The organism is Lelliottia sp. F153 (assembly GCF_002870005.1).
Taxonomy (GTDB): Bacteria; Pseudomonadota; Gammaproteobacteria; order Enterobacterales; family Enterobacteriaceae; genus Enterobacter; species Enterobacter nimipressuralis.
The window spans coordinates 96,945-118,495 of record NZ_PKFT01000003.1; the positions used below are offsets into that span (position 1 = coordinate 96,945).

20 protein-coding genes are annotated in these 21,551 nt (G+C 54.6%); 7 read left to right on the forward strand and 13 right to left on the reverse strand.

Annotated features, from left to right (window positions below):
* Positions 1-80: 80 nt before the first annotated feature.
* The 4 genes from nadC (at position 81) to hofC (ending at position 4,190) form a co-directional block, all read left to right on the forward strand.
* On the forward strand, positions 81-974 hold the full coding sequence (gene nadC, locus F153LOC_RS10195) for a carboxylating nicotinate-nucleotide diphosphorylase (protein WP_100777608.1): 894 nt from the start codon (positions 81-83) through the stop codon (positions 972-974).
* 193 nt (positions 975-1,167) lie between these two features.
* On the forward strand, positions 1,168-1,605 hold the full coding sequence (gene ppdD / locus F153LOC_RS10200; RefSeq protein WP_102104606.1) for a prepilin peptidase-dependent pilin: 438 nt from the start codon (positions 1,168-1,170) through the stop codon (positions 1,603-1,605).
* A 13-nt stretch (positions 1,606-1,618) separates the two neighbouring features.
* Positions 1,619-3,004, forward strand: a complete 1,386-nt coding sequence (gspE, locus tag F153LOC_RS10205; protein ID WP_102104605.1) for a type II secretion system protein GspE — start codon at positions 1,619-1,621, stop codon at positions 3,002-3,004.
* Entirely contained in the window at positions 2,994-4,190 is a 1,197-nt protein-coding gene (gene hofC, locus F153LOC_RS10210) for a protein transport protein HofC (RefSeq protein ID WP_102104604.1), read from the forward strand. Before gspE ends, hofC begins: the two co-directional genes overlap by 11 nt.
* 35 nt (positions 4,191-4,225) lie before the next feature.
* On the opposite strand, the gene F153LOC_RS10215 is transcribed toward hofC, so the two are convergent.
* Positions 4,226-5,269: a GMP reductase gene (locus tag F153LOC_RS10215; protein ID WP_102104603.1), complete on the reverse strand. Its 1,044-nt coding sequence runs from the start codon at positions 5,267-5,269 to the stop codon at positions 4,226-4,228.
* Positions 5,270-5,497: 228 nt separating this feature from the next.
* Between F153LOC_RS10215 and coaE the strand changes: the two genes are divergently transcribed.
* Genes coaE through yacG form a run of 3 tightly spaced genes read left to right on the forward strand, consistent with a single transcriptional unit; the run spans position 5,498 to position 7,065 of the window.
* Positions 5,498-6,118, forward strand: a complete 621-nt coding sequence (coaE, locus tag F153LOC_RS10220) for a dephospho-CoA kinase (protein ID WP_102104602.1) — start codon at positions 5,498-5,500, stop codon at positions 6,116-6,118.
* A complete protein-coding gene (gene zapD, locus F153LOC_RS10225; RefSeq protein ID WP_102104601.1) occupies positions 6,118-6,861 on the forward strand; it encodes a cell division protein ZapD in 744 nt (247 codons plus the stop codon). Before coaE ends, zapD begins: the two co-directional genes overlap by 1 nt.
* Positions 6,862-6,870: 9 nt before the next feature.
* The gene (yacG, locus tag F153LOC_RS10230) at positions 6,871-7,065 is read left to right on the forward strand and encodes a DNA gyrase inhibitor YacG (protein ID WP_100777615.1); all 195 of its coding nucleotides are present in this window, start codon (positions 6,871-6,873) and stop codon (positions 7,063-7,065) included.
* Between the two features lie 32 nt (positions 7,066-7,097).
* On the opposite strand, the gene mutT is transcribed toward yacG, so the two are convergent.
* From mutT to murD, 12 genes are all read right to left on the reverse strand, one after another.
* Complete coding sequence (gene mutT, locus F153LOC_RS10235; RefSeq protein ID WP_102104600.1) at positions 7,098-7,499, reverse strand: 8-oxo-dGTP diphosphatase MutT; 402 nt, start codon at positions 7,497-7,499, stop codon at positions 7,098-7,100.
* A gap of 59 nt (positions 7,500-7,558) precedes the next feature.
* Positions 7,559-10,264 (reverse strand): preprotein translocase subunit SecA, encoded by a 2,706-nt coding sequence (gene secA, locus F153LOC_RS10240; protein ID WP_102104599.1) that lies wholly within the window; start codon positions 10,262-10,264, stop codon positions 7,559-7,561.
* A 60-nt stretch (positions 10,265-10,324) separates the two neighbouring features.
* The gene (secM, locus tag F153LOC_RS10245) at positions 10,325-10,828 is read right to left on the reverse strand and encodes a secA translation cis-regulator SecM (protein WP_100777618.1); all 504 of its coding nucleotides are present in this window, start codon (positions 10,826-10,828) and stop codon (positions 10,325-10,327) included.
* A 275-nt stretch (positions 10,829-11,103) separates the two neighbouring features.
* Positions 11,104-12,021, reverse strand: coding sequence for a UDP-3-O-acyl-N-acetylglucosamine deacetylase (gene lpxC / locus F153LOC_RS10250; RefSeq protein WP_100777619.1), 918 nt, complete (start codon positions 12,019-12,021; stop codon positions 11,104-11,106).
* A gap of 101 nt (positions 12,022-12,122) precedes the next feature.
* Entirely contained in the window at positions 12,123-13,274 is a 1,152-nt protein-coding gene (gene ftsZ, locus F153LOC_RS10255; RefSeq protein WP_006173842.1) for a cell division protein FtsZ, read from the reverse strand.
* Positions 13,275-13,385: 111 nt separating this feature from the next.
* Entirely contained in the window at positions 13,386-14,642 is a 1,257-nt protein-coding gene (gene ftsA / locus F153LOC_RS10260; protein ID WP_095280777.1) for a cell division protein FtsA, read from the reverse strand.
* The gene (ftsQ, locus tag F153LOC_RS10265; RefSeq protein WP_102104598.1) at positions 14,639-15,481 is read right to left on the reverse strand and encodes a cell division protein FtsQ; all 843 of its coding nucleotides are present in this window, start codon (positions 15,479-15,481) and stop codon (positions 14,639-14,641) included. Before ftsQ ends, ftsA begins: the two co-directional genes overlap by 4 nt.
* Before the next feature lies 1 nt (position 15,482).
* Positions 15,483-16,403, reverse strand: coding sequence for a D-alanine--D-alanine ligase (locus F153LOC_RS10270; protein ID WP_100777621.1), 921 nt, complete (start codon positions 16,401-16,403; stop codon positions 15,483-15,485).
* Positions 16,396-17,871 carry a UDP-N-acetylmuramate--L-alanine ligase gene (murC, locus tag F153LOC_RS10275; protein ID WP_102104597.1) on the reverse strand — a complete coding sequence of 492 codons (1,476 nt, stop codon included), beginning with the start codon at positions 17,869-17,871 and terminating at the stop codon, positions 16,396-16,398. Before murC ends, F153LOC_RS10270 begins: the two co-directional genes overlap by 8 nt.
* A 58-nt stretch (positions 17,872-17,929) precedes the next feature.
* Entirely contained in the window at positions 17,930-18,994 is a 1,065-nt protein-coding gene (gene murG / locus F153LOC_RS10280; protein WP_102104596.1) for an undecaprenyldiphospho-muramoylpentapeptide beta-N-acetylglucosaminyltransferase, read from the reverse strand.
* On the reverse strand, positions 18,991-20,235 hold the full coding sequence (ftsW, locus tag F153LOC_RS10285; RefSeq protein ID WP_102104595.1) for a cell division protein FtsW: 1,245 nt from the start codon (positions 20,233-20,235) through the stop codon (positions 18,991-18,993). The genes murG and ftsW overlap by 4 nt, the downstream gene beginning before the upstream one ends.
* Positions 20,235-21,551 (reverse strand): UDP-N-acetylmuramoyl-L-alanine--D-glutamate ligase, encoded by a 1,317-nt coding sequence (murD, locus tag F153LOC_RS10290; protein WP_100777625.1) that lies wholly within the window; start codon positions 21,549-21,551, stop codon positions 20,235-20,237. The genes ftsW and murD overlap by 1 nt, the downstream gene beginning before the upstream one ends.

The window sequence follows — 21,551 nt, forward strand, 5'->3', positions numbered from 1 at the left end:
CTCCTTATATATGGTGCAGATTCTCGGTTCAGAGTAGCATGTTTCAATCTTATGATTCGTTACCAATTTGGAGTTTTATCATGCCGCCTCGCCGTTATAACCCCGACCACCGACGTGACGCGCTTCTGGAACGTATTAACCTCGATATCCCGGCAAGCGTCGCCCATGCGCTGCGCGAAGATCTGGGCGGTGAGGTCAATGCGGACAACGATATTACCGCACAATTATTGCCAAAAGAGACGCGCTCCCACGCGGTGATCATCACCCGCGAAGACGGCGTGTTCTGCGGCAAACGCTGGGTTGAGGAGGTCTTTACCCAGCTCGCCGGCGATGACGTTCAGATAACCTGGCATGTTCAGGATGGCGACAGCATTAGCGCCAATCAGCCCCTTTTTGAACTCGACGGCCCTTCCCGCGTGCTGTTAACGGGGGAGCGTACCGCACTGAACTTCGTCCAGACATTATCCGGCGTCGCGAGCGCCGTTCGTCGCTACGTCGACCTGCTGGAAGGCACCAAAACCCAACTGTTGGATACCCGTAAAACGCTGCCCGGCCTGCGTACGGCACTGAAATACGCGGTGCTGTGCGGTGGTGGAGCGAACCATCGTTTGGGGTTATCCGATGCCTTCCTGATTAAAGAGAACCACATTATTGCGTCTGGCTCTGTGCGCCAGGCGGTCGAAAAAGCGTTCTGGCTGCACCCGGATGTACCTGTCGAGGTTGAAGTCGAAAACCTCGAAGAGCTGGATGCCGCGCTGAAAGCCGGAGCCGATATCATCATGCTCGATAACTTTGAGACGGAACAGATGCGTGAAGCGGTCAAACGCACCAACGGCCAGGCGCAGCTTGAAGTGTCGGGCAACGTGACGCATGAAACCCTGCGTGAGTTCGCTGAAACCGGCGTGGATTTCATCTCCGTCGGTGCGCTCACCAAGCATGTGCAGGCCCTTGACCTCTCGATGCGTTTCAAATAATACGCGACGCTTCCCCCTCTCATGCCAGTGAGGGGGAAGAAAATTCCGTGATTACGACCCTTCTCGCAAAACTCTGATGCTCTCCTGCAACCGCGTCAAATTTCTCTGAATCCCCTTTCACAATTCTCTTTTTGCTCCTCGTGTTTGCTTTTTGCCGCTGCCACAGTTGCGCCACGAAACTCAAGGAGCAGATATGAACAGACAACATGGATTTACCCTCATTGAACTGATGGTGGTGATTGGCATCATCGCTATTCTGAGCGCCATCGGCGTGCCGGCGTACCAAAACTATCTGCGCAAAGCCGCACTGACCGACATGCTGCAAACCTTTGTCCCCTACCGCACGGCGATTGAGCTTTGCGCGCTCGATCATGGCGGTGTCGAGACCTGCGATGGCGGAACCAACGGTATTCCCTCGCCCACGACAACCCGCTATGTCTCTGCCATGAGCATTGCCAAAGGCGCAGTGGCACTCACGGGCCAGGAGAGTCTGAACGGACTTGAAGTGGTTTTAGCCCCACTCTGGAGCGATGGCGACGGCATTACCGGCTGGACGCGTGATTGCAACATTGCAAACGACAGCACCCTTCAACAAGCGTGTGAAGACGTTTTCCGCTTCGACAGCAAATAACAGGGGGCGGAACATGAATTCAGAACAACTGAGACTGCTTTGTCAGCGACATCGTGCGCTACTACTAACTAGCAACGACGAGATGGTTAGCATTGCCGTGGTGGACACGCCGGCATCCCAAATGATGGAAGCCCTGCGCTTCGCGACGCAAAAGCGAATCGATATTGAATGCTGGACCAAAGAGCGGATGGAGAAGTACCAGCAGTCGTCATCGCCGTCAAACTTGCCGGTTGTGACTCCCATTGCCAGTTCTGCTGTCGATATTCTTAACCGCACGCTGCTGCAGGCGCTCAGTCAGCGCGCCTCGGATATTCACATTGAGCCTGCCGAAGAGGCCTGGCAAATCCGCTTACGTATTGATGGCGTGCTTTATCCACAGCCTCCGCTGGCGGCTGCGCTGGCAACCACCCTGATTGCCCGTTTAAAGGTGCTGGGCGATCTGGATATCGCCGAGCGCCGCCTGCCGCAGGATGGGCAGTTTACCGTTGAACTGGCGGGCGCCTCGGTCTCTTTTCGCATCGCGACCCTCCCCTGCCGGGGTGGTGAAAAAATCGTGCTACGCTTGCTGCATCAGGTGCAGCAGGCTCTGGAGCTTGACGCATTAGGTATGACAGACGCCCAGCGCAGGCTTTTTGCCGAGGCGCTCAACCAGCCGCAGGGGTTACTGTTGGTCACCGGTCCGACCGGCAGCGGGAAAACTGTCACGCTCTATAGCGCTCTTCAGGCCCGAAACGCGGAGGATGTGAATATTTGCAGCGTTGAAGATCCGATTGAGATCCCCCTGGCCGGGCTGAACCAGACGCAAATCAACCCGCGTGCGGGCCTGACGTTTCAAACTGTGTTGCGAGCACTATTGCGCCAGGATCCGGACATCATCATGGTGGGTGAGATCCGCGACGGTGAAACGGCAGAAATCGCCATCAAAGCCGCGCAGACGGGCCATTTAGTGCTCTCCACGCTGCACACAAATTCCACGACAGAGACCCTGATCCGTCTTCAGCAGATGGGGGTTGCCCGCTGGATGGTCTCTTCTGCTCTGACGCTGGTCATTGCACAAAGGCTGGTACGCCGCCTCTGCCCCCATTGTCGAAAAGAGAGCTACCAGGAGGCGAGACTACCCAAAACAGTCTGGCCACGCAAGCTACCGTACTGGCAGCCGGTGGGATGTGACCGTTGCTATCACGGATTTTATGGCCGCGTCGCTCTGTTTGAAGTGCTGCCAGTGAACAATGATATTCGCCAGGCTATCGCCAGTGGTGCATCAATTGAAGAGATCGAAAAAACAGCCCGACGAACGGGTATGACCACGCTATTTGAACACGGGTGCCTGGCCGTAGAGCGTGGGCACACCACGCTCGAAGAGCTACTTCGCGTACTGGGGATGCCTGATGGCTGCTAAATATCTCTGGCGCTGGCGCGCGCTCACGGTTGAGGGGGAGCTGCAACAGGGCACACTTTGGGCTGCCGATCGCGAGTCGGCCTGGGGTCAACTGTCGCAAAAGGCGCTCTGTCCGCTGGCCTTGAAGCGCAATCTTCTGCAGCAAAAATGGCAGACACAGCACTGTTATCAGATATTCCGACAGCTTGCTGCCCTGCTTCAGGCTGGACTGACGCTCGCCTGGAGCCTGCAAATGTTGGCCGAGCAGCATCCCGTTAAGCAGTGGCAGGCGCTACTGGCCAGTCTGGCAGACGATCTCAGCGCGGGCTGTGCATTCTCCGACGCCTTAAAGAAATGGCCGGAGGTGTTTTCTCCGCTCTATGTTTCGATGATGAAAACCGGTGAACTCACCGGAAAACTGGAAGAGTGCTGTCGCGAGTTAGCACAGCAACAGCATTCACAGCAGCAACTTAGTGCGAAAGTAAAAAAGGCCCTGCGATACCCCACGATCATTTTGGCCCTCGCCGTTGTCGTGGTGATGGCAATGGTCACGCTGGTATTGCCCGAGTTTGCTGCTATCTATAAGACGTTTAATACGCCCTTACCGCTGCTCACAAAGCTGGTTATCGGGTTTGCTGACTTTGTTGGTCAGCATCTCACCGCGCTGATATGCCTCGGGCTGTGCCCGGTGCTCGTCATGCGTTTCCTAAGGCGGCATGAAGGCTGGCAGCGTTTTCATCAGAGATTTGGGTTGCGTGTGCCCATTATGGGCTCGCTGATTCGTGGGCAAAAGCTGAGCCAAATATTTACCGTGTTATCGCTGACACAGCAGGCAGGCATCGCTTTTTTACAAGGACTGGAAAGCGCCCAGGAGTCGGTCGAGGGGGTGTTCTGGCAAGAGGTGCTGCGGGATGTCAGGGAGCGTGTGGTGCAGGGGGCACCTATCTGGTCGTCGTTGAGTGGCGCAGGAATTTTCACCCCATTATGCATCCAGCTGGTGCGAACGGGTGAGGTCTCTGGAGCCCTGGATATGATGCTGACCAATCTGGCGCGTCATCATAACGAGCAGACGTTTCAGCACGCGGATAATCTGGCGTCGCTGTTAGAACCGCTGCTATTGATTGTGACGGGAGTGATAATCGGAACGTTGGTGGTGGCGATGTATCTGCCCATTTTCCATCTGGGGGACGCCATGAGTGCGGGATAGCGCTGGCACGCAGGTGCGCACCAGCGACAAAGCGATTACAGGCTATTGAAAACGCGGTTTTCTTGTTCCTGAACGCGGATAAAGGTAGTGCGTTTGGTCAGCTCTTTCAGGCGTGATGCGCCGACATACGTGCATGCAGAACGCAGCCCACCCAGAACGTCGCGAGCGGTATTTTCGACCGGGCCGCGCAGAGCCAGTTTCACGGTTTTACCTTCTGCTGCACGGTACTGTGCAACGCCGCCAACGTGGCGGTTCATGGCCGATTCAGAGCTCATACCGTAGAACAGCATGAATTTCTCGCCGTTTTCTTCAACCACAGCGCCACCGCTCTCTTCGTGCCCTGCCAGCATACCGCCCAGCATCACGAAATCAGCGCCGCCGCCAAAGGCTTTCGCCACATCGCCAGGGGTGGTGCAGCCACCGTCGCTGATGATCTGACCGCCCAGACCGTGGGCCGCATCGGCACACTCAATCACAGCGGACAGCTGTGGATAGCCAACACCTGTTTTAACACGCGTGGTGCAAACAGAGCCTGGACCGATACCGACTTTCACGATATCTGCACCAGACAGAATCAGCTCTTCGCACATCTCGCCAGTCACAACGTTACCCGCAATGATGGTTTTGGTCGGCCAGGCTGCACGCGCTTTGCTGACGAACTGAACAAAATGCTCGGAATAGCCATTCGCAACGTCGATGCAGACAAAATTAAACTCGGGATTTGCGATCAGGATTTGTTTGGTTTTTTCGAAATCCGCATCGGAGGTACCGGTAGATACCATGATGTGTTTCTTCACATCATCAGACGCTGAAGCGGCAAAAGCGCTCCACTCTTCAATGCTGTAATGCTTATGCACCGCAGTCAGAATATCGAAAGTCGCCAGCGCGGTAGCCATAGCAAAGGTACCGACGGTATCCATATTAGCGGCAATAACAGGCACGCCAGACCAGGTCTGACCGGAATGCTTAAAGGTGAATTGACGTTCGAGTTCAACGTCCGAGCGGCTTTTCAGCGTAGAGCGTTTAGGGCGGATGAGAACGTCTTTGAAACCTAACTTCAGATCTTCTTCGATACGCATGTGCGGATTCCTGGGGTTAGAGGCAAATATGTTAAAAGCACAACTCCAGTGACGTTATCATACGCACTAATACGTGCTCCGCAAGACTGCGAATTTCTCTTTTTTTACGCTACAATCCTATAAATTTACCTGGTCAAAAGCAGGTAAACAGAATTAACCATTCGCTACTGTAAGTTCAATTTCTAAGCAGCTGATTTTAAAAATGAATAATTCCCAGGATCTGATTTAATGGGGTACGTCGTAGCGTTAACGGGCGGTATTGGCAGTGGCAAAAGCACCGTGGCCGATGCTTTTTCACGTCGGGGTATCGCGATTATCGATGCGGATATTATTGCCCGTCAGGTGGTAGAGCCTCATACACCCGGCCTCAATGCGATTGCCGGGCATTTCGGACATCACATCATCAATGCCGATGGCACATTGAACAGACGCCTGCTGCGTGAACGTATCTTTGCGCAGCCCGCTGAGAAAACCTGGCTCAATGCCCTCCTGCACCCCATGATTCACCAGGAAACTCAGCGCCAGATCGCTGCGTCCACATCACCTTATGTGCTATGGGTTGTTCCTTTGCTTGTTGAAAATCAGCTGCAGCACAAAGCCGATCGTGTTCTGGTCGTCGATGTATCGCCTGAGACACAACTTCAGCGAACGATGCTGCGCGATAATGTCTCACGTCAGCACGCTGAGCAAATTCTTGCTGCGCAGGCAACGCGTGAAGCGCGCCTTGCCGTCGCAGATGATGTTATTGATAATGATGGGGCACCCGACACAATTGAATCGGATGTTGCCCGCCTGCACGCCCAGTATCTGATCTACGCGGCGCAGGCCGTAGCACAGGAAAAACCATAATGAATACGCACATCCTTTTTGAGCACCCACTCAATGAAAAAATGCGCACCTGGTTGCGCATAGAATTTCTCATTCAGCAGATGTCGCACCATCGTCCTATCGCCGGTCACGCTACGGCGCTGCATTTTTTTCGCAATGTCGGCGATCTGCTGGATGTCATTGAGCGCGGTGACGTTCGTACCGAATTACTGAAAGAACTTGAGCGCCAGCAGCGTAAACTGCAGGCCTGGACTGAAGTCCCCGGTGTCGATCAGAGCCGCATTGACTCCCTGCGTCTTCAGCTGAAACAAAGCAGTAGCATTCTGATGGCTGCGCCTCGCGTGGGGCAGTTTCTGCGCGAAGACCGCCTGATTGCCCTGGTGCGCCAGCGTCTGAGCATTCCGGGTGGGTGTTGCAGTTTCGACCTGCCAACGTTGCACATGTGGCTGCATATGCAGCAACAACAACGCGATGCGCAGGTGACGAGCTGGATGGAAAGCCTGGAGCCGATGAATCAGGCGTTGACGCTGATCCTCGATCTCGTGCGCCACTCATCGCCGTTTCGCAAGCAGACCAGCCTTAACGGTTTTTACCAGGACAACGGTGACGATGCCGATTTGCTGCGTCTGAACATTGCGCTCGGCGAGCAGCTTTATCCGCAGATTTCCGGGCATAAAAGCCGCTTTGCGATTCGCTTTATGCCGCTGGACAGTGAAAATGGCACCGTGCCAGAACGTCTCGATTTCGAACTGGCTTGTTGCTAAGGAGTATTGATGTCTGAAATTATTACCGTCAGTTGCCCGACATGTGGGAAAGCCGTGATTTGGGGCGAAATCAGCCCGTTTCGCCCGTTCTGCTGCAAACGCTGCCAGTTAATCGATCTGGGTGAATGGGCTGCGGAAGAGAAACGCATCCCGAGCGCGGGCGATCTGTCCGACAGCGACGACTGGAGCGAAGAACAGCAATAACCCGTTCTCCGCAGCGCCTGCTGACAATCTACTCAGCAGGCCTTCCATTCCTCAATCAGTTTTGCAATGACAGGCGCATTGGCTGGCGGGAATTTATCGGCGTCCAGCGCTTCTAATTCAACCCAGTTGCCAGGCTGTCCCTCTTTGCCCCAGGGTTCCCCCTCCCAGCTTTCCACCACCCAGAACCACAGCGTAATGTGGCGATCCGGGAACTGGTATTCGAGCTTATCGAACAACGTCGGGCCACTCGGGGTGATCCCCACCTCTTCCTGAAGTTCCCGAATCAGCGCCTGTTCCGGCGTTTCTCCTGATTCGATTTTACCGCCAGGAAACTCCCATTTATTCGCCATATGGGCATCAGCGGCGCGTTGAGTAATGAAGATCTGGTTTTGCGGGTTGCGAATAATCCCGACAGCGATTTGCAGTACTTTCATATTGTGACTTCCATAAAAAAGGCGCAGATGTCTGCGCCTTTTCAACTGGTGATACGTGTTTAGCTCAGACGGCCATGACACGCTTTGTATTTTTTACCGGAACCACATGGGCACGGATCGTTACGGCCCACTTTGCGATCGCCCGTCTGGGATGCAATCGCCGCTGCCGCTTCATCTTCGTCAGTCTGGTGACTCAGCTGCTGCATCTGTGCCAGACGCTCAGCCTCTTCACGACGCTGTTGCTCCATCGCTTCCACTTCTTCTGGCATACGTACCTGAACTTTGCTCAGGGTACTGATCACTTCGTATTTCAGTGACTCCAGCATAGAGGCGAACATGGCGAAGGATTCACGTTTGTACTCCTGCTTAGGATCTTTCTGCGCATAGCCGCGCAGGTGAATACCCTGACGCAGGTAATCCATCGCTGCCAGATGCTCTTTCCACAGAGAGTCCAGGGTCTGCAACATGACGCCTTTCTCGAAGTGACGCATCATCTCGGTGCCAACCACTTCTTCCTTCTGCTTGTAAACGGCAACCGCAGTTTCCAGAATACGTTCGCGCAGCGTCTCTTCGTGCAGCTCTGGCTCTTTGTCCAGCCACTCTTTGATCGGCAGTTCGAGATCGAAGTCGTTTTTCAGACGTTCCTGCAGGCCTTCAACATCCCACATCTCTTCCAGAGACTGCGGTGGAATGTGCGCATCGATAGTCACTTTAAAGACATCTTCGCGAATGCTGTTGATGGTTTCGCTCACGTCGGACACATCCAGCAGTTCGTTACGCTGGGTGTAGATAGCACGACGCTGATCGTTGGCAACATCATCATACTCAAGCAGCTGCTTACGAATATCGAAGTTGCGGCTCTCCACTTTACGCTGTGCGTTGGCAATCGCTTTGGTCACCCAAGGGTGCTCAATCGCTTCGCCCGGTTTCATCCCCAGTTTACGCATCATGCCAGACACACGGTCAGAGGCGAAGATACGCATCAGGGCATCTTCCATTGACAGGTAGAAGCGGGAAGAACCGGCATCACCCTGACGACCCGCACGGCCACGCAGCTGGTTATCGATACGACGAGATTCGTGACGCTCAGTACCGATAATGTGCAAACCACCGGAGGCCAGCACCGCATCGTGACGCACCTGCCAGTCAGCTTTGATCTGCGCAATTTGTTCTGGCGTTGGGTTTTCCAGCTCGGCCACTTCGGCCTGCCAGCTACCGCCCAGCATAATATCGGTACCACGACCCGCCATGTTTGTAGCGATGGTAACCGCAGCCGGATAACCCGCCTGCGCAACGATATCGGCCTCTTTGGCGTGGAATTTGGCGTTCAGCACGTTGTGCTTAATGCCCGCTTTATCCAGCTCGTGAGAGACCACTTCGGATTTTTCGATAGAGATAGTACCCACCAGCACCGGCTGACCTGCAGCGGTACGCTCGCGGATATCTTCGATGATCGCCTGAATTTTTTCCGCTTCGGTCATGTAGACCAGATCAGGCATATCTTTACGGATCATTGGGCGGTTCGTTGGAACGACAACGGTATCCAGTTTGTAGATAGAGCTAAATTCGAACGCTTCGGTATCCGCGGTACCGGTCATGCCCGCCAGTTTTTCATACAAACGGAAGTAGTTCTGGAAAGTGATAGAAGCCAGCGTCTGGTTTTCATTCTGAATATCGACGCCTTCTTTCGCTTCCACAGCCTGGTGCAGACCATCAGACCAGCGACGGCCCTGCATCGTACGGCCAGTGTGTTCATCAACGATGATCACTTCGCCGTCTTTCACGATGTAATCCACATCGCGGGTGAACAGGACGTGAGCGCGCAATGCCGCAGTAACGTGGTGCATCAGCATGATGTTGGTTGGGGAGTAAAGTGACTCGCCCTCTTCCATAATACCCTGCTCAACCAGCAGCTCTTCAATCTGGACCAGACCGCGTTCGGTCAGGTTCACCTGACGCGCTTTTTCATCCACAGAGAAGTGGCCTTCGCCCTGGAAGGTATCGGAATCTTCTTTCTCCTGACGAATCAGGTGCGGGATGATTTTGTCGACTTTACGGTACATCTCGGAGCTGTCTTCAGCCGGGCCGGAGATGATCAGCGGAGTACGGGCTTCATCGATGAGGATTGAGTCGACCTCATCCACCAGCGCGTAGTGCAGTTTACGCTGTACGCGCTCATCCGGGCTAAACGCCATGTTGTCGCGCAGGTAGTCAAAACCGTATTCGTTGTTGGTGCCGTAGGTGATGTCTGCGCCGTACGCTTCACGCTTCGCCGGAGCGGGCAGGCCGGACATGTTGATACCCACGGACATACCGAGGAATTCGAACAGTGGACGGTTATTTTCGGCGTCACGCTGTGCCAGGTAGTCGTTGACGGTCACGACGTGAACGCCTTTACCGGTCAATGCGTTCAGGTAGGCAGGCAGCGTTGCGGTCAGGGTTTTACCTTCACCGGTACGCATTTCTGCGATGCAGCGTTCGTTCAGAACCATACCGCCGAGCAGCTGTACGTCGAAGTGACGCATGCCAAACACGCGTTTACTCGCTTCGCGAACCACGGCGAAAGCTTCCGGGATCAGGCTTTCCAGGGTTGCGCCTTTTTCCAGACGCTCACGGAACTCGCCCGTTTTCGCTTTCAGTTCGTCATCGGAGAGTTTTTCCATCTCCGGTTCCATACCATTAATGACGGTGACCGCTTTGCGCATACGGCGCAGGGTACGATCGTTACGGCTACCGAAAACTTTGGTTAATAATTTGATTAGCATAATAAATTCTCACACGCCCCATCATGGGCAGATAAATTAAGGTATTGAAAAAAAGTTAATTTAGCTGAGGCGTTGTGGCCCGGCGCGGATGCCCTGCACCTGGCTAATCCAGGCGGACACCGAAAAGGCGGCGTGTGGGATAAAGGCGGTCTGAGCCATCTGACGAACGATGACCGGCGGTTTGCTCTCCTGCGTCAGCAGCGCATTGAGCGTATCCAACAGCGCAAGATGTTGCGCCTGAACCGGCAGCGACTCTTCCGCAGCAGGCACGGCTTGTGGCGCCATAGCAAACGAAAGATGACGGATGACGGTGCGAATAGCATGTTGATGCCAGTAATCGACCGTAAAGTTCGGACGGCGACTGGCTTCCAGCAGCGCGAGATGAGTGAAATTAACCCGCGTGGAGAGATCGTGTTTGGCGGTGGTTGTGTTCGCAGGCGTTGCCGCTTCTGCGGTATGGCTGAGTACAGGCAAGCCGAGGCTCGCCGCAACCATCCCTAATAAGAGATGCGGCCAGAAGTAACGTCTGCCAAATTGTCGCCAGCGCGTTAGTATTCCGCTCACCTAATCCACCATCGTGTGCAGGCCCGTTCAGGCATGCGTTCAGATATTATTTAGCGCACAGATATTATCACTAAAGCGATAATACATCAGCAGGAATGACAGATTGCCACGGGTAAAAACGGTCAAGAATGCAGCGAACGCGCGCACATTCTGTGCTTAGCGGGCAATAATCATGCGGGGAAGAAAATCAGACGTGCAAAAACAAAAACGACTGGTCTTCCTGGCCGGAGAGAGTACCAGGTCAACCAGTCGATTTTACGATACGGAATTAACCGTTACGCCAGAACCGTGCTCGGCGCTTTGAATGCCAGTGGCAGTTCAGCTTCATCTTCGAAGGTCACAAATTCCCAGGCTTCCTGTTTTGCGAGGACTGCCTGCAACAATTTGTTGTTCAGTGCATGGCCGGATTTAAACGCGGTAAATGCACCAATGATGTTGTGACCACACATGAAGAGGTCGCCGATTGCGTCCAGCATTTTGTGACGAACGAATTCATCTTCAAAACGCAGGCCGTCTTCGTTCAGTACGCGATAATCGTCAACAACGATGGCACAATCGAAGCTGCCGCCCAGGCACAGGCCACGGGACTGCAGATATTCGATATCACGCATGAAACCGAAAGTACGTGCACGGCTAATCTGACGCATAAACGCATCAGCAGAGAAGTTCATCGCATAGCGCTGGTTGCTGCCGTCAATCGCCGGATGGTTAAAGTCGATGGTAAAGTCCAACGAGAAACCATTAAACGGTTTGAATTCAGCCCACTTGTCGCCATCTTGCACGCGAACAGTCTCTTTAATGCGTACAAATTTCTTCGCGCAGTTCAGTTCATCAATGCCCGCATCAAGCAGCAGATAAACGAACGGAGCAGCACTGCCATCCATGATTGGGATTTCTGGCGCATCGACTTCAATAACGATGTTGTCGATACCCAGACCCGCCAGGGCGGCGTTCAGGTGCTCTACGGTAGAAATCCGCACGTCATGCTCGTTCACCAGGCAAGTACAGAGCATAGTATCACGCACAGATTTGGCATCGGCCGGAAAATCTACCGGTGGATTCAAGTCGGTGCGACGATAGATGACCCCGGTATTGGCCGGCGCAGGGCGCAGCGTCAGTGTGACTTTTTTGCCGGTATGTAAACCGACGCCAGTCGCCTGAACGATACGTTTAAGTGTCCTTTGTTTGATCATCGTATAATCTCGCCAAATTACTTATCCAACCGAGAGTGTATATCACTAACGGGTGGCCAGTTTAGCACAAAGAGCGAAAATCCCCAAATTCCAGCCAATTCTTAGTCAGCTTGCTTACGCAGGAACGCTGGGATATCCAGATAATCCGGTTCTTTCGCGGTTTGTGGCGTATTGTCGTTCACCACTTTCGCAGCCGGTTTTTGCTCCTGCGTCAGCGGCGCCATGCCGTGCTGCTGGTAGCGATCCATTACCGGTTGCTGGGTCTGTTTGTTGGTGACCAGGGTGATCTCTGGACGTTTGTCCATACCGATACCGGTGGCAACAACGGTCACACGCAGCTCATCGTTCATTTCCGGATCAAGGGAAGTACCGATAACCACGGTGGCGTTATCAGACGCGAACGCACGAATGGTGTTACCCACGGTTTCGAACTCATCCAGACGCAGATCGAAGCCAGCGGTAATGTTGACCAGAACGCCGCGCGCACCGGACAGATCGATGTCTTCCAACAGTGGAGAAGAGATCGCCATTTCAGCCGCTTCTTCCGCACGGTCTTCACCGCTTGCCACGCCAGAGCCCATCATCGCATAGCCCATTTCGGACATCACGGTGCGGACGTCGGCGAAGTCGACGTTCATCAGACCCGGACGAGTAATCAGCTCAGCGATACCCTGAACCGCGCCTTTCAGCACGTCGTTTGCTGCGCCAAAAGCGTCCAGCAGGGAGATACCGCGACCCAGCACTTTCAGCAGTTTGTCGTTCGGGATGGTAATCAGAGAGTCCACGTGTTTGGACAGCTCAGTGATACCCTGCTCCGCGAATGCCATACGCTTCTTGCCTTCAAAGTTGAAAGGCTTCGTCACGACAGCAACGGTCAGGATACCCAGATCTTTTGCCACTTCAGCAACGACCGGTGCAGCACCCGTACCGGTACCACCGCCCATGCCCGCTGCGATAAACACCATATCGGCGCCATCAAGTGCAGCACGCAGTGCTTCACGGTCTTCTTCAGCCGCGTTACGACCGACTTCTGGGTTAGCCCCAGCGCCCAGACCTTTAGTGATTCCACCACCGATCTGAATAGTCTGGCCTACAGCTGTCTTTCGCAGTGCCTGAGCATCGGTGTTAACTGCAAAGAATTCAACACCTTCGATGCGTTCGCGCACCATATGCTCGACAGCGTTGCCGCCGCCGCCACCGACGCCGATGACTTTAATCACCGCGTCGTTGGTTAATTCCATTGGTTCAAACATGGTTTCTCTCCGTTTTTACGCTTCATCACTCAAGCCTGCCTGGGCAAAAGAGTGCTTTTGCGTATGTGCCTGTCGCCTGAGACCGCTAATTCTCTCCGGTCTCTTTAAAAATTAAAATTCTTTTCTCAGCCAGGAATTGAGTCGTTTGACCCAGGAACCGACCGACGTACGTTTTTCCACTTCTGCTTCACCACTCAAATGGGACTCTTTCCCGTAGTGCAGCAGGCCCACGGCCGTTGAATAATACGGCTCCTGAGCGTAATCCGTTAACCCGGTAATATTCAGCGGCGCACCAATACGGACTTGCGTATGGAACACTCGCTGGGCACAGGCGGCAAGACCTTCAATTTGCGCTGCACCACCGGTTAATACAATCCCCGCCGCGAGATGGTGTTTCACACCCTGCTGACGAAGCTGTTCTTGTAACTGTAAAATCTCTTCGTTGACGAGGTTGAGCAGCTCGGTATAACGCGGCTCAATCACCTCTGCCAGCGTCTGACGCTGCAGACTGCGCGGTGGACGACCGCCCACGCTTGGCACTTCAACGCTCTCATCTTTGCCGACGATGGAGCCTAATGCACAACCATGGCGCACTTTAATCGCCTCTGCATCGCTCGGAGGCGTACCAAAGGCGTAAGCGATATCGCTGGTCACGACATTCCCCGCATAAGGGATGACTTTAGTGTGACGCAATGCACCGCCCGTATACACGGCCATATCCATTGTACCACCACCGATATCAACCACACAGACGCCCAATTCACGTTCGTCTTCAGTCAGAACCGAGTAGCTTGCTGCCAGTCCTGCAAAAATAAGTTGGTCAACTTTCAGGCCACAACGTTCAACGGCTTTAACGATGTTTTTCGCCATGTCGTTGTGACATGTGATCAAGTGCACTTTTGCCTGCATACGCACGCCGGAAAGACCGACCGGATTTTTGATACCTTCCTGGTAGTCGATCGCATATTCCTGCGGAATCACGTGCAGCACGCGGTGTTCATCGCGCACGCGCACGGATTTAGCCGTGTGCACTACGTTTTCAACGTCTTCCTGCGTCACTTCCTCTTCGGAAATCGGCACCATCCCGATTTCGTTCTGGCAGCTAATGTGCTTACCAGAGAGGGCCAGATAGACGGAGGAAATCTGGCAATCTGCCATTAATTCTGCCTGATCGATGGCGCGCTGTACGCATTTCACCACCGACTCGAGGTCGTTTACCCCACCTTTATCCATACCACGGGACGGGCAACTGCCCACACCAATGATATTGACCATACCGTCGGGCAGAACTTCCCCTACTAAAGCGGCAACCTTAGCGGTGCCAATCTCCAGTCCAACTACCAGTTTTCTGTCCGTCGCCTTGATCATTGTTGTTCTGCCTGTACCTGTGCCTGATTCTGTTGCTGATTAGATTCCTCAACCGGAGCCGGTACCCAACCGACTGCTGCGCCTGAGTCATAGCGCAAATCAACGTAGCTTATCCGTTTGCCGTCGGTCTGCGCCTGCTGCTGTAAAACGGGGTAAAGTTCTACAAAACGCGCCAAACGCTTCATCGTGTCGCCGCGACCAAGATTGAGCTTAATCCCATTCGTCAACGTCAGCTGCCAGGAGCGGCGAGCCGTCATTGACGCATCTTTTAACGCAAATCTGTCCTTAGCCAGCACCTGCCCCATCTCGCGAAAACCTTGTAGCACTTCGTTTTCACTGCCTTCCGGGCCAGACAACATCGGTAAACTTTGCTTGCTGACACGATCTGCAGGGACGCTGAACGAATTTCCGTCTACGTCGACCATATGCTGATCATTCCAACGCGCAATGGGCACATATTCAACCAGATGAATCTTCAATTCATCAGGCCATTGCTTTCTGACGCTCGCCTGTTTTATCCATGGCAGACGTTCAATCTGGCTCTGGATAATGTTGACGTCCTGGGTCATGAAAGTGCCAGGCGATCCCAGCGCAAGGATCGACTGACGGATATCATCGTTACGCGTGTAGTGACGCTCTCCGGTAACCACCAGTTTTGACAGCGGTAACCGTTGTGCATCTTCCATCCAGCCCAACACCATCCAGCCGCTGATAAACACGGTACACAGCACACCGAGCAGGAACAGGATCCCTGCAAGACGCGTTCCATTACTCCGTCCTGAAGAGGAATATTCTTCCTCTTCTTCGCGGTTGCGCGTGTTTAGTGCAGCCTGCGACATATCAGCCCGCCTGGTCCAGAATACGTACGACTAACTGCGAGAAGCTCATGCCCGCCTGACGCGCCGCCATCGGCACCAGGCTGTGGCTGGTCATACCCGGTGAGGTATTCGCTTCCAGCAGGTAAAATTCTCCGTCGCTGTCCTGCATCACATCGATGCGTCCCCAGCCACGGCAACCCAAAACAGTCCAGGCTTTAAGCACCAGGTCCTGTAAATCTGCTTCACGTTCTGCTTCAAGACCACTTGGGCAGAAATATTGCGTCTCATCAGAGAGATACTTCGCTTCATAATCATAGAAGGTTCCAGCGGGTTGGATACGAATTGACGGCAAAATTTCTTCGCCGAGCATCGCCACGGTAAATTCCGGACCGCTGAGCCATTTTTCAATCAGAACTTCTTCATCATGTTGAAAAGCCAGTGCTAACGCCTGAGTTAAATCACCAGCTTGCTCAACTTTGGACATACCGACGCTTGAGCCTTCACGGCTGGGTTTGACAATAACCGGCAAACCCAACTGCGCAATGCGCACATTGACGCTCTCATCAACGCCCGCTTCAAACTCGCGGCGCGTCAGCGCAACCCATGGCGCAACGGGTAAACCCGCGCCCTGCCACAGTAATTTACTGCGTAATTTGTCCATGGAAATGGCGGAGGCCATCACACCACTGCCGGTGTAAGGCAAACCGATTAAATCCAATAGCCCTTGCAGCGTACCGTCTTCACCGCCACGACCGTGTAACGCGATAAAGACTTTATGAAACCCCATCTCCTTGAGACGAGTGATGTCCGTCTCTTTAGGATCAACCGGGTGGGCGTTGACTCCCCCCTCACGCAGACCCGCCAGCACGGCGGCGCCGGAGTTCAGCGAGACGTCACGCTCAGCAGAGGTTCCGCCAAAGAGGACCGCAATCTTATCAGCCATTGCGTTCATCCTCTGAGGTTTGCGGCGTCAGTTTGATTTGCGCTAAGTTACGCGCGATTTTGCCGATATTTCCCGCGCCCTGAATCAGAATCAAATCGTTACCGGTCAGCACTGGCGCCAGAATTTCAGCCGCCTGAGCCGGATCGGAAACCAGAATCGGGTCTACCTTACCGCGTCCGCGTATCGTACGACACAAAGAACGGCTGTCCGCGCCCGGAATCGGAGTTTCACCCGCTGAATAAACATCCAGCATCAGCAGCGTATCCACCTGCGACAGCACGTTTGCGAAGTCGTCATAAAGATCGCGCGTACGTGTGTAACGGTGTGGCTGGAAAATCATCACCAAATTTTTGTCCGGCCAGCCCGCACGTGCTGCTTTAATGGTTGCATCCACTTCTGTCGGATGGTGACCATAGTCATCCACCAGCATCGCGGTACCTGCTTTGCCGTTTACCGGCTCCAGCGGGAATTCACCGAGGAAGTCAAAACGACGCCCTGTGCCCTGGAAACCTTCCAGCGCGTGTAAAATTGCCTCGTCCTCAATGCCCTCTTCAGTGGCGACAGCCACCGCAGCCGCAGCATTGAGTGCATTGTGGCGTCCCGGTGCATTCAGGGTAACGCGCAGCAATGGTTTATCCTGACGCGCCAGGGTGAAATGCCCCTGCGCACCGATTTGCGTGTAATCTTCCACCTGCACGTCCGCGTCTTCGCTGAAACCGTAAGTCGTAACCTGACGACCCACGCGCGGCAGCAATTCACGAATCACCGGATCGTCCACGCACATCACCGCACGACCATAAAACGGCAAATTGTGCAGGAAATTAATAAACGTCTGCTTTAAATTTTCGAAGTCGCCCTGGTAGGTATCCATATGATCGGCTTCGATGTTGGTGACAATCGCCACCATCGGCTGCAGATGCAGGAACGACGCATCGCTCTCATCCGCTTCAGCAATGAGATAACGGCTGTGGCCCAGACGCGCATGAACGCCCGCCGCTTTTACCAGACCACCGTTGACGAAGGTCGGATCAAGACCGGCTTCTGCATAAATACTGGAGACCATCGCCGTGGTCGTCGTTTTACCGTGGGTACCCGCAACGGCAATACCGTGACGAAAGCGCATCAGCTCAGCCAGCATCTCTGCGCGGCGAATCACCGGGATACGCGCTTCGTGCGCGGCAACAATCTCCGGGTTATCAGAGGAGATTGCGCTTGAGACCACAACAACACTCGCATCGAGTACGTTTTCAGGACGATGGTTGAAATAGATGGTCGCCCCAAGCGACGCCAACTGTTGCGTAACAGGGTTCGGCGCCAGATCGGAACCGCTGATCTGGTAACCTTCGTTCGCTAAAACTTCGGCAATACCACCCATACCTGCGCCGCCGATGCCAACGAAGTGGATGTGCCGGACGCGACGCATCTCGGGCACGATTGAACGCAGTTTCGCCAGTTGTTGTGTATTCATTCTCTAACCGCCATCGATACTTCTAAAAATTCGTGCAACGCAAAACGCGCTGCAAGGGTTAAGCCTTTGCTGCAAGGCTCACTTCATTTGCCACCCGCTCGGTCGCATCCGGAATGGCCGTCGCGCGTGCGCGTTCGGCCATCTCCAGCAGGGTCGCTCTGTTCCAGCCCGCGAGGGTGGTAGCGACGGCGTCTGCGGTAAACTGTGGCTGTTCAAAAATCTTTGCGGCACCCGCTTTCTTAAGCGGTAACGCATTCCAGTACTGCTGGCGATCTTTGTGCTGAAAAGGCACAAACACTGCTGGCAATCCTGCTGCGGCGATTTCACTCACCGTCAGTGCGCCGGAACGGCACACCACAACATCGGCCCAGGCATAGGCCGCTGCCATATCGTCAATAAATTCAGTAACTTTATGCTGAGACTGACCGGCTTCTGCATACGCCTGTTCGACCATTTGCTGCGCACCTTTTCCGCTCTGATGCCAGATCGTCACGCTATCGCCCAGTTTTGCCGCCACCTGTGGCAGGGTCTGGTTCAAAATCCGCGCGCCCTGAGAGCCGCCGACAACCAGCACCCGCACCGGGCCTTCGCGCCCGATCAGGCGTTCCTGCGGCAACGGGAGCGCCAGCACATCCACGCGCACCGGATTACCCACTACGTCTGCGTCAGGAAACGCCCCCGGGAAAGCCTGCATCACTTTGGTGGCAATTTTTGCCAGCCATTTGTTGGTCAGCCCGGCGATACCGTTCTGCTCATGGAGTACAACCGGGATCCCAAGCGACCAGGCCGCCAGCCCACCCGGGCCGGAAACATATCCGCCCATCCCCAGCACCGCATCAGGCTTAAAGCGCTTCATGATTGCACGCGCCTGACGCCAGGCATTGAAGATACGCACCGGAGCCAGCAGCTGCGCTTTGATGCCTTTGCCGCGTAAGCCTGAAATCCGAATAAAGTCGATCTCAATACCGTGCTTCGGCACCAGATCGGCTTCCATGCGATCGGCGGTTCCCAGCCAGCGCACTTGCCAGCCTTGATCCATTAAATGGTGCGCAACCGCAAGCCCCGGGAAAACATGTCCGCCGGTACCGCCTGCCATCACCATTAACCGCTTCGGTTGATTCATCGTGAACCTCGTGTAAACGCCTGGGCTTTTTCCAGACGCGTCTCATAATCTATGCGTAACAAGAACATAATCGCCGTCGACATAATCAACAGACTCGAACCACCGTAACTGATCAACGGCAACGTCAGGCCCTTCGTCGGCAGCATACCTGCTGCGGCGCCAACGTTGACCAATGCCTGGAAGCTAAACCAGATACCAATTGAGCAGGCCAGGAAACCTGAGAAGCGGTGATCGATTTCCAGCGCTTTTCGGCCAATCGACATAGCACGGAAAGCGACGAAGAATACCATTAAAAGTGCCAGTACCACACCGATATAACCCAGTTCTTCCCCAATAATGGAGAAGATGAAGTCCGTATGCGCCTCGGGCAGATACTCCAGTTTTTGAACTGAATTGCCTAAACCCTGGCCCCACACTTCACCGCGACCAAAGGCCATCAAAGACTGAGTCAGCTGATAACCGCTGCCGAACGGATCTTCCCAGGGGTTCCAGAAAGAGGTCACACGGCGGATACGATACGGCTCGGCGAGGATCAGCAGGACCACGGCCGAGATGCCCATGCCGATAATCGCGATGAACTGCCACAGCTTGGCACCCGCCAGGAACAGCATCGCCAGCGTGGTGACGAACAGCACCACCACCGTACCGAGGTCCGGCTGCGCCAGCAGAAGCACTGCCAGCACCAGAATCACACCCATCGGTTTTAAGAAGCCGCGCAGGTTATTTCGCACTTCATCAACCTTGCGCACAAGGTAGTTAGCGAGATAGCAAAATAGCGACAGCTTGGTGAATTCCGCAGGCTGAATACGCAGCGGGCCAAAGGCGATCCAGCGCGATGCACCGTTAACGGAGCTACCCACCACCAGCACGATCAACAGCATAATAATGGAGGCGATCAGCATCGCGGTACTGTGGCGCTGCCAGAACTCCATTGGCAGACGCAGCGTAATCAACGCCAGGCAGAATGCCAGGATGATGTACAAACCGTCACGCTTGGCGAACAGGAAAGGATCGTTCGCCAGACGCTGCCCAACGGGCATTGAAGCCGAGGTCACCATGATAAAACCGACGGCCGCCAGACCCAGCGTGAACCACAGGAGCGCACGGTCGTACATGACCAGGCTATCGGAATCTTTCGTCCGCGAGCCCATCACCCAGCCTTTCAGCGCCGCAAACAGCCAGCCCAGGATTCGGGACCCCGGCATGCGCGGCATTCTCAGGCGAGGGAGAGATAAACGCATCAGCCTAACTCCCTCGCGAGGCGGGTAAACAGATCACCACGCTGTTCGAAATTCTTAAACTGGTCGAGGCTGGCACATGCCGGAGAGAGCAGCACCATATCACCCGGTTTAACCTGAGGCGCGATGAGGCGGATAGCCTGTTCCATCGTTTCAGTTTGTTCAGCAATTTCCGGGCGCAGCTCCGCCAGCTCAGCGCCGTCACGGCCAAAGCAGTACAGGCGGATGTTATCGCTCATCAGATACGGTTTCAGGGACGAGAAATCCGCCGATTTTCCATCGCCGCCCAGCAACAGATACAGCGTGCCATCGACGCGTAATCCTTTCAGTGCAGCTTCGGTGCTGCCCACATTGGTTGCTTTTGAGTCGTTAATCCAGCGCACGCCGTTGTGCTCCAGCGCCAGCTGGAAACGGTGCGCCAGACCGGTAAAGGTTGTCAGCGCTTTGAGGCTGGAGGCACGCGGTAAACCTGCGGCATCAGCCAGCGCCAGCGCCGCGAGCGCGTTGGTGTAGTTGTGCTGCCCGGAAAGGGTCATCTCTTTCACATTCAACACTTTTTCGCCCTTCACACGCAGCCAGGTTTCGCCCTGCTGGTGATTCAGGTGATAGTCACCCATATTCACGCCAAAGCTGATGCAACGTTCGTCCGCACCACGCACCGGCATGGTCAGCGCATCGTCCGCGTTCACCACACAGACTTTCGCATTTTCATAGACGCGCAGTTTGGCCGCGCGGTACTGCTGCAGGCCAAACGGATAGCGATCCATATGATCTTCAGTCACGTTGAGGATCGTGGCTGCCACGGCCTGCAGACTAGAGGTGGTTTCCAGCTGGAAGCTGGACAGTTCAAGCACATACAGCTCGCGAGCCGGATCGAGCAGCATCAGTGCAGGCAGGCCAATATTGCCGCCGACGCCGACGTTAACGCCCGCCGCTTTCGCCATATCGCCGACCAGCGTCGTAACCGTACTTTTGCCGTTAGAGCCGGTAATCGCCACAATCGGCGCCTGGGCTTCACGGCAAAACAGTTCAATATCGCCGACAATTTCAACGCCCGCATCTGCTGCCGCGCTTAATGACGGATGCGCCAACGCCATCCCAGGGCTGGCGACAATCAGATCGGCATCGAGCAGCCAGGTATCATTCAGACCACCAAGGTGGCGTTCAACCTGTTCTGGCAGCTTGTCCAGACCAGGCGGAGAAACACGCGTATCCATCACACGCGGCGTAACGCCGCGCCCGAGGAAAAAGTCCACGCAGGAAAGGCCCGTTAGGCCTAACCCGATGATAACGACTTTTTTACCCTGGTAATCTGCCAT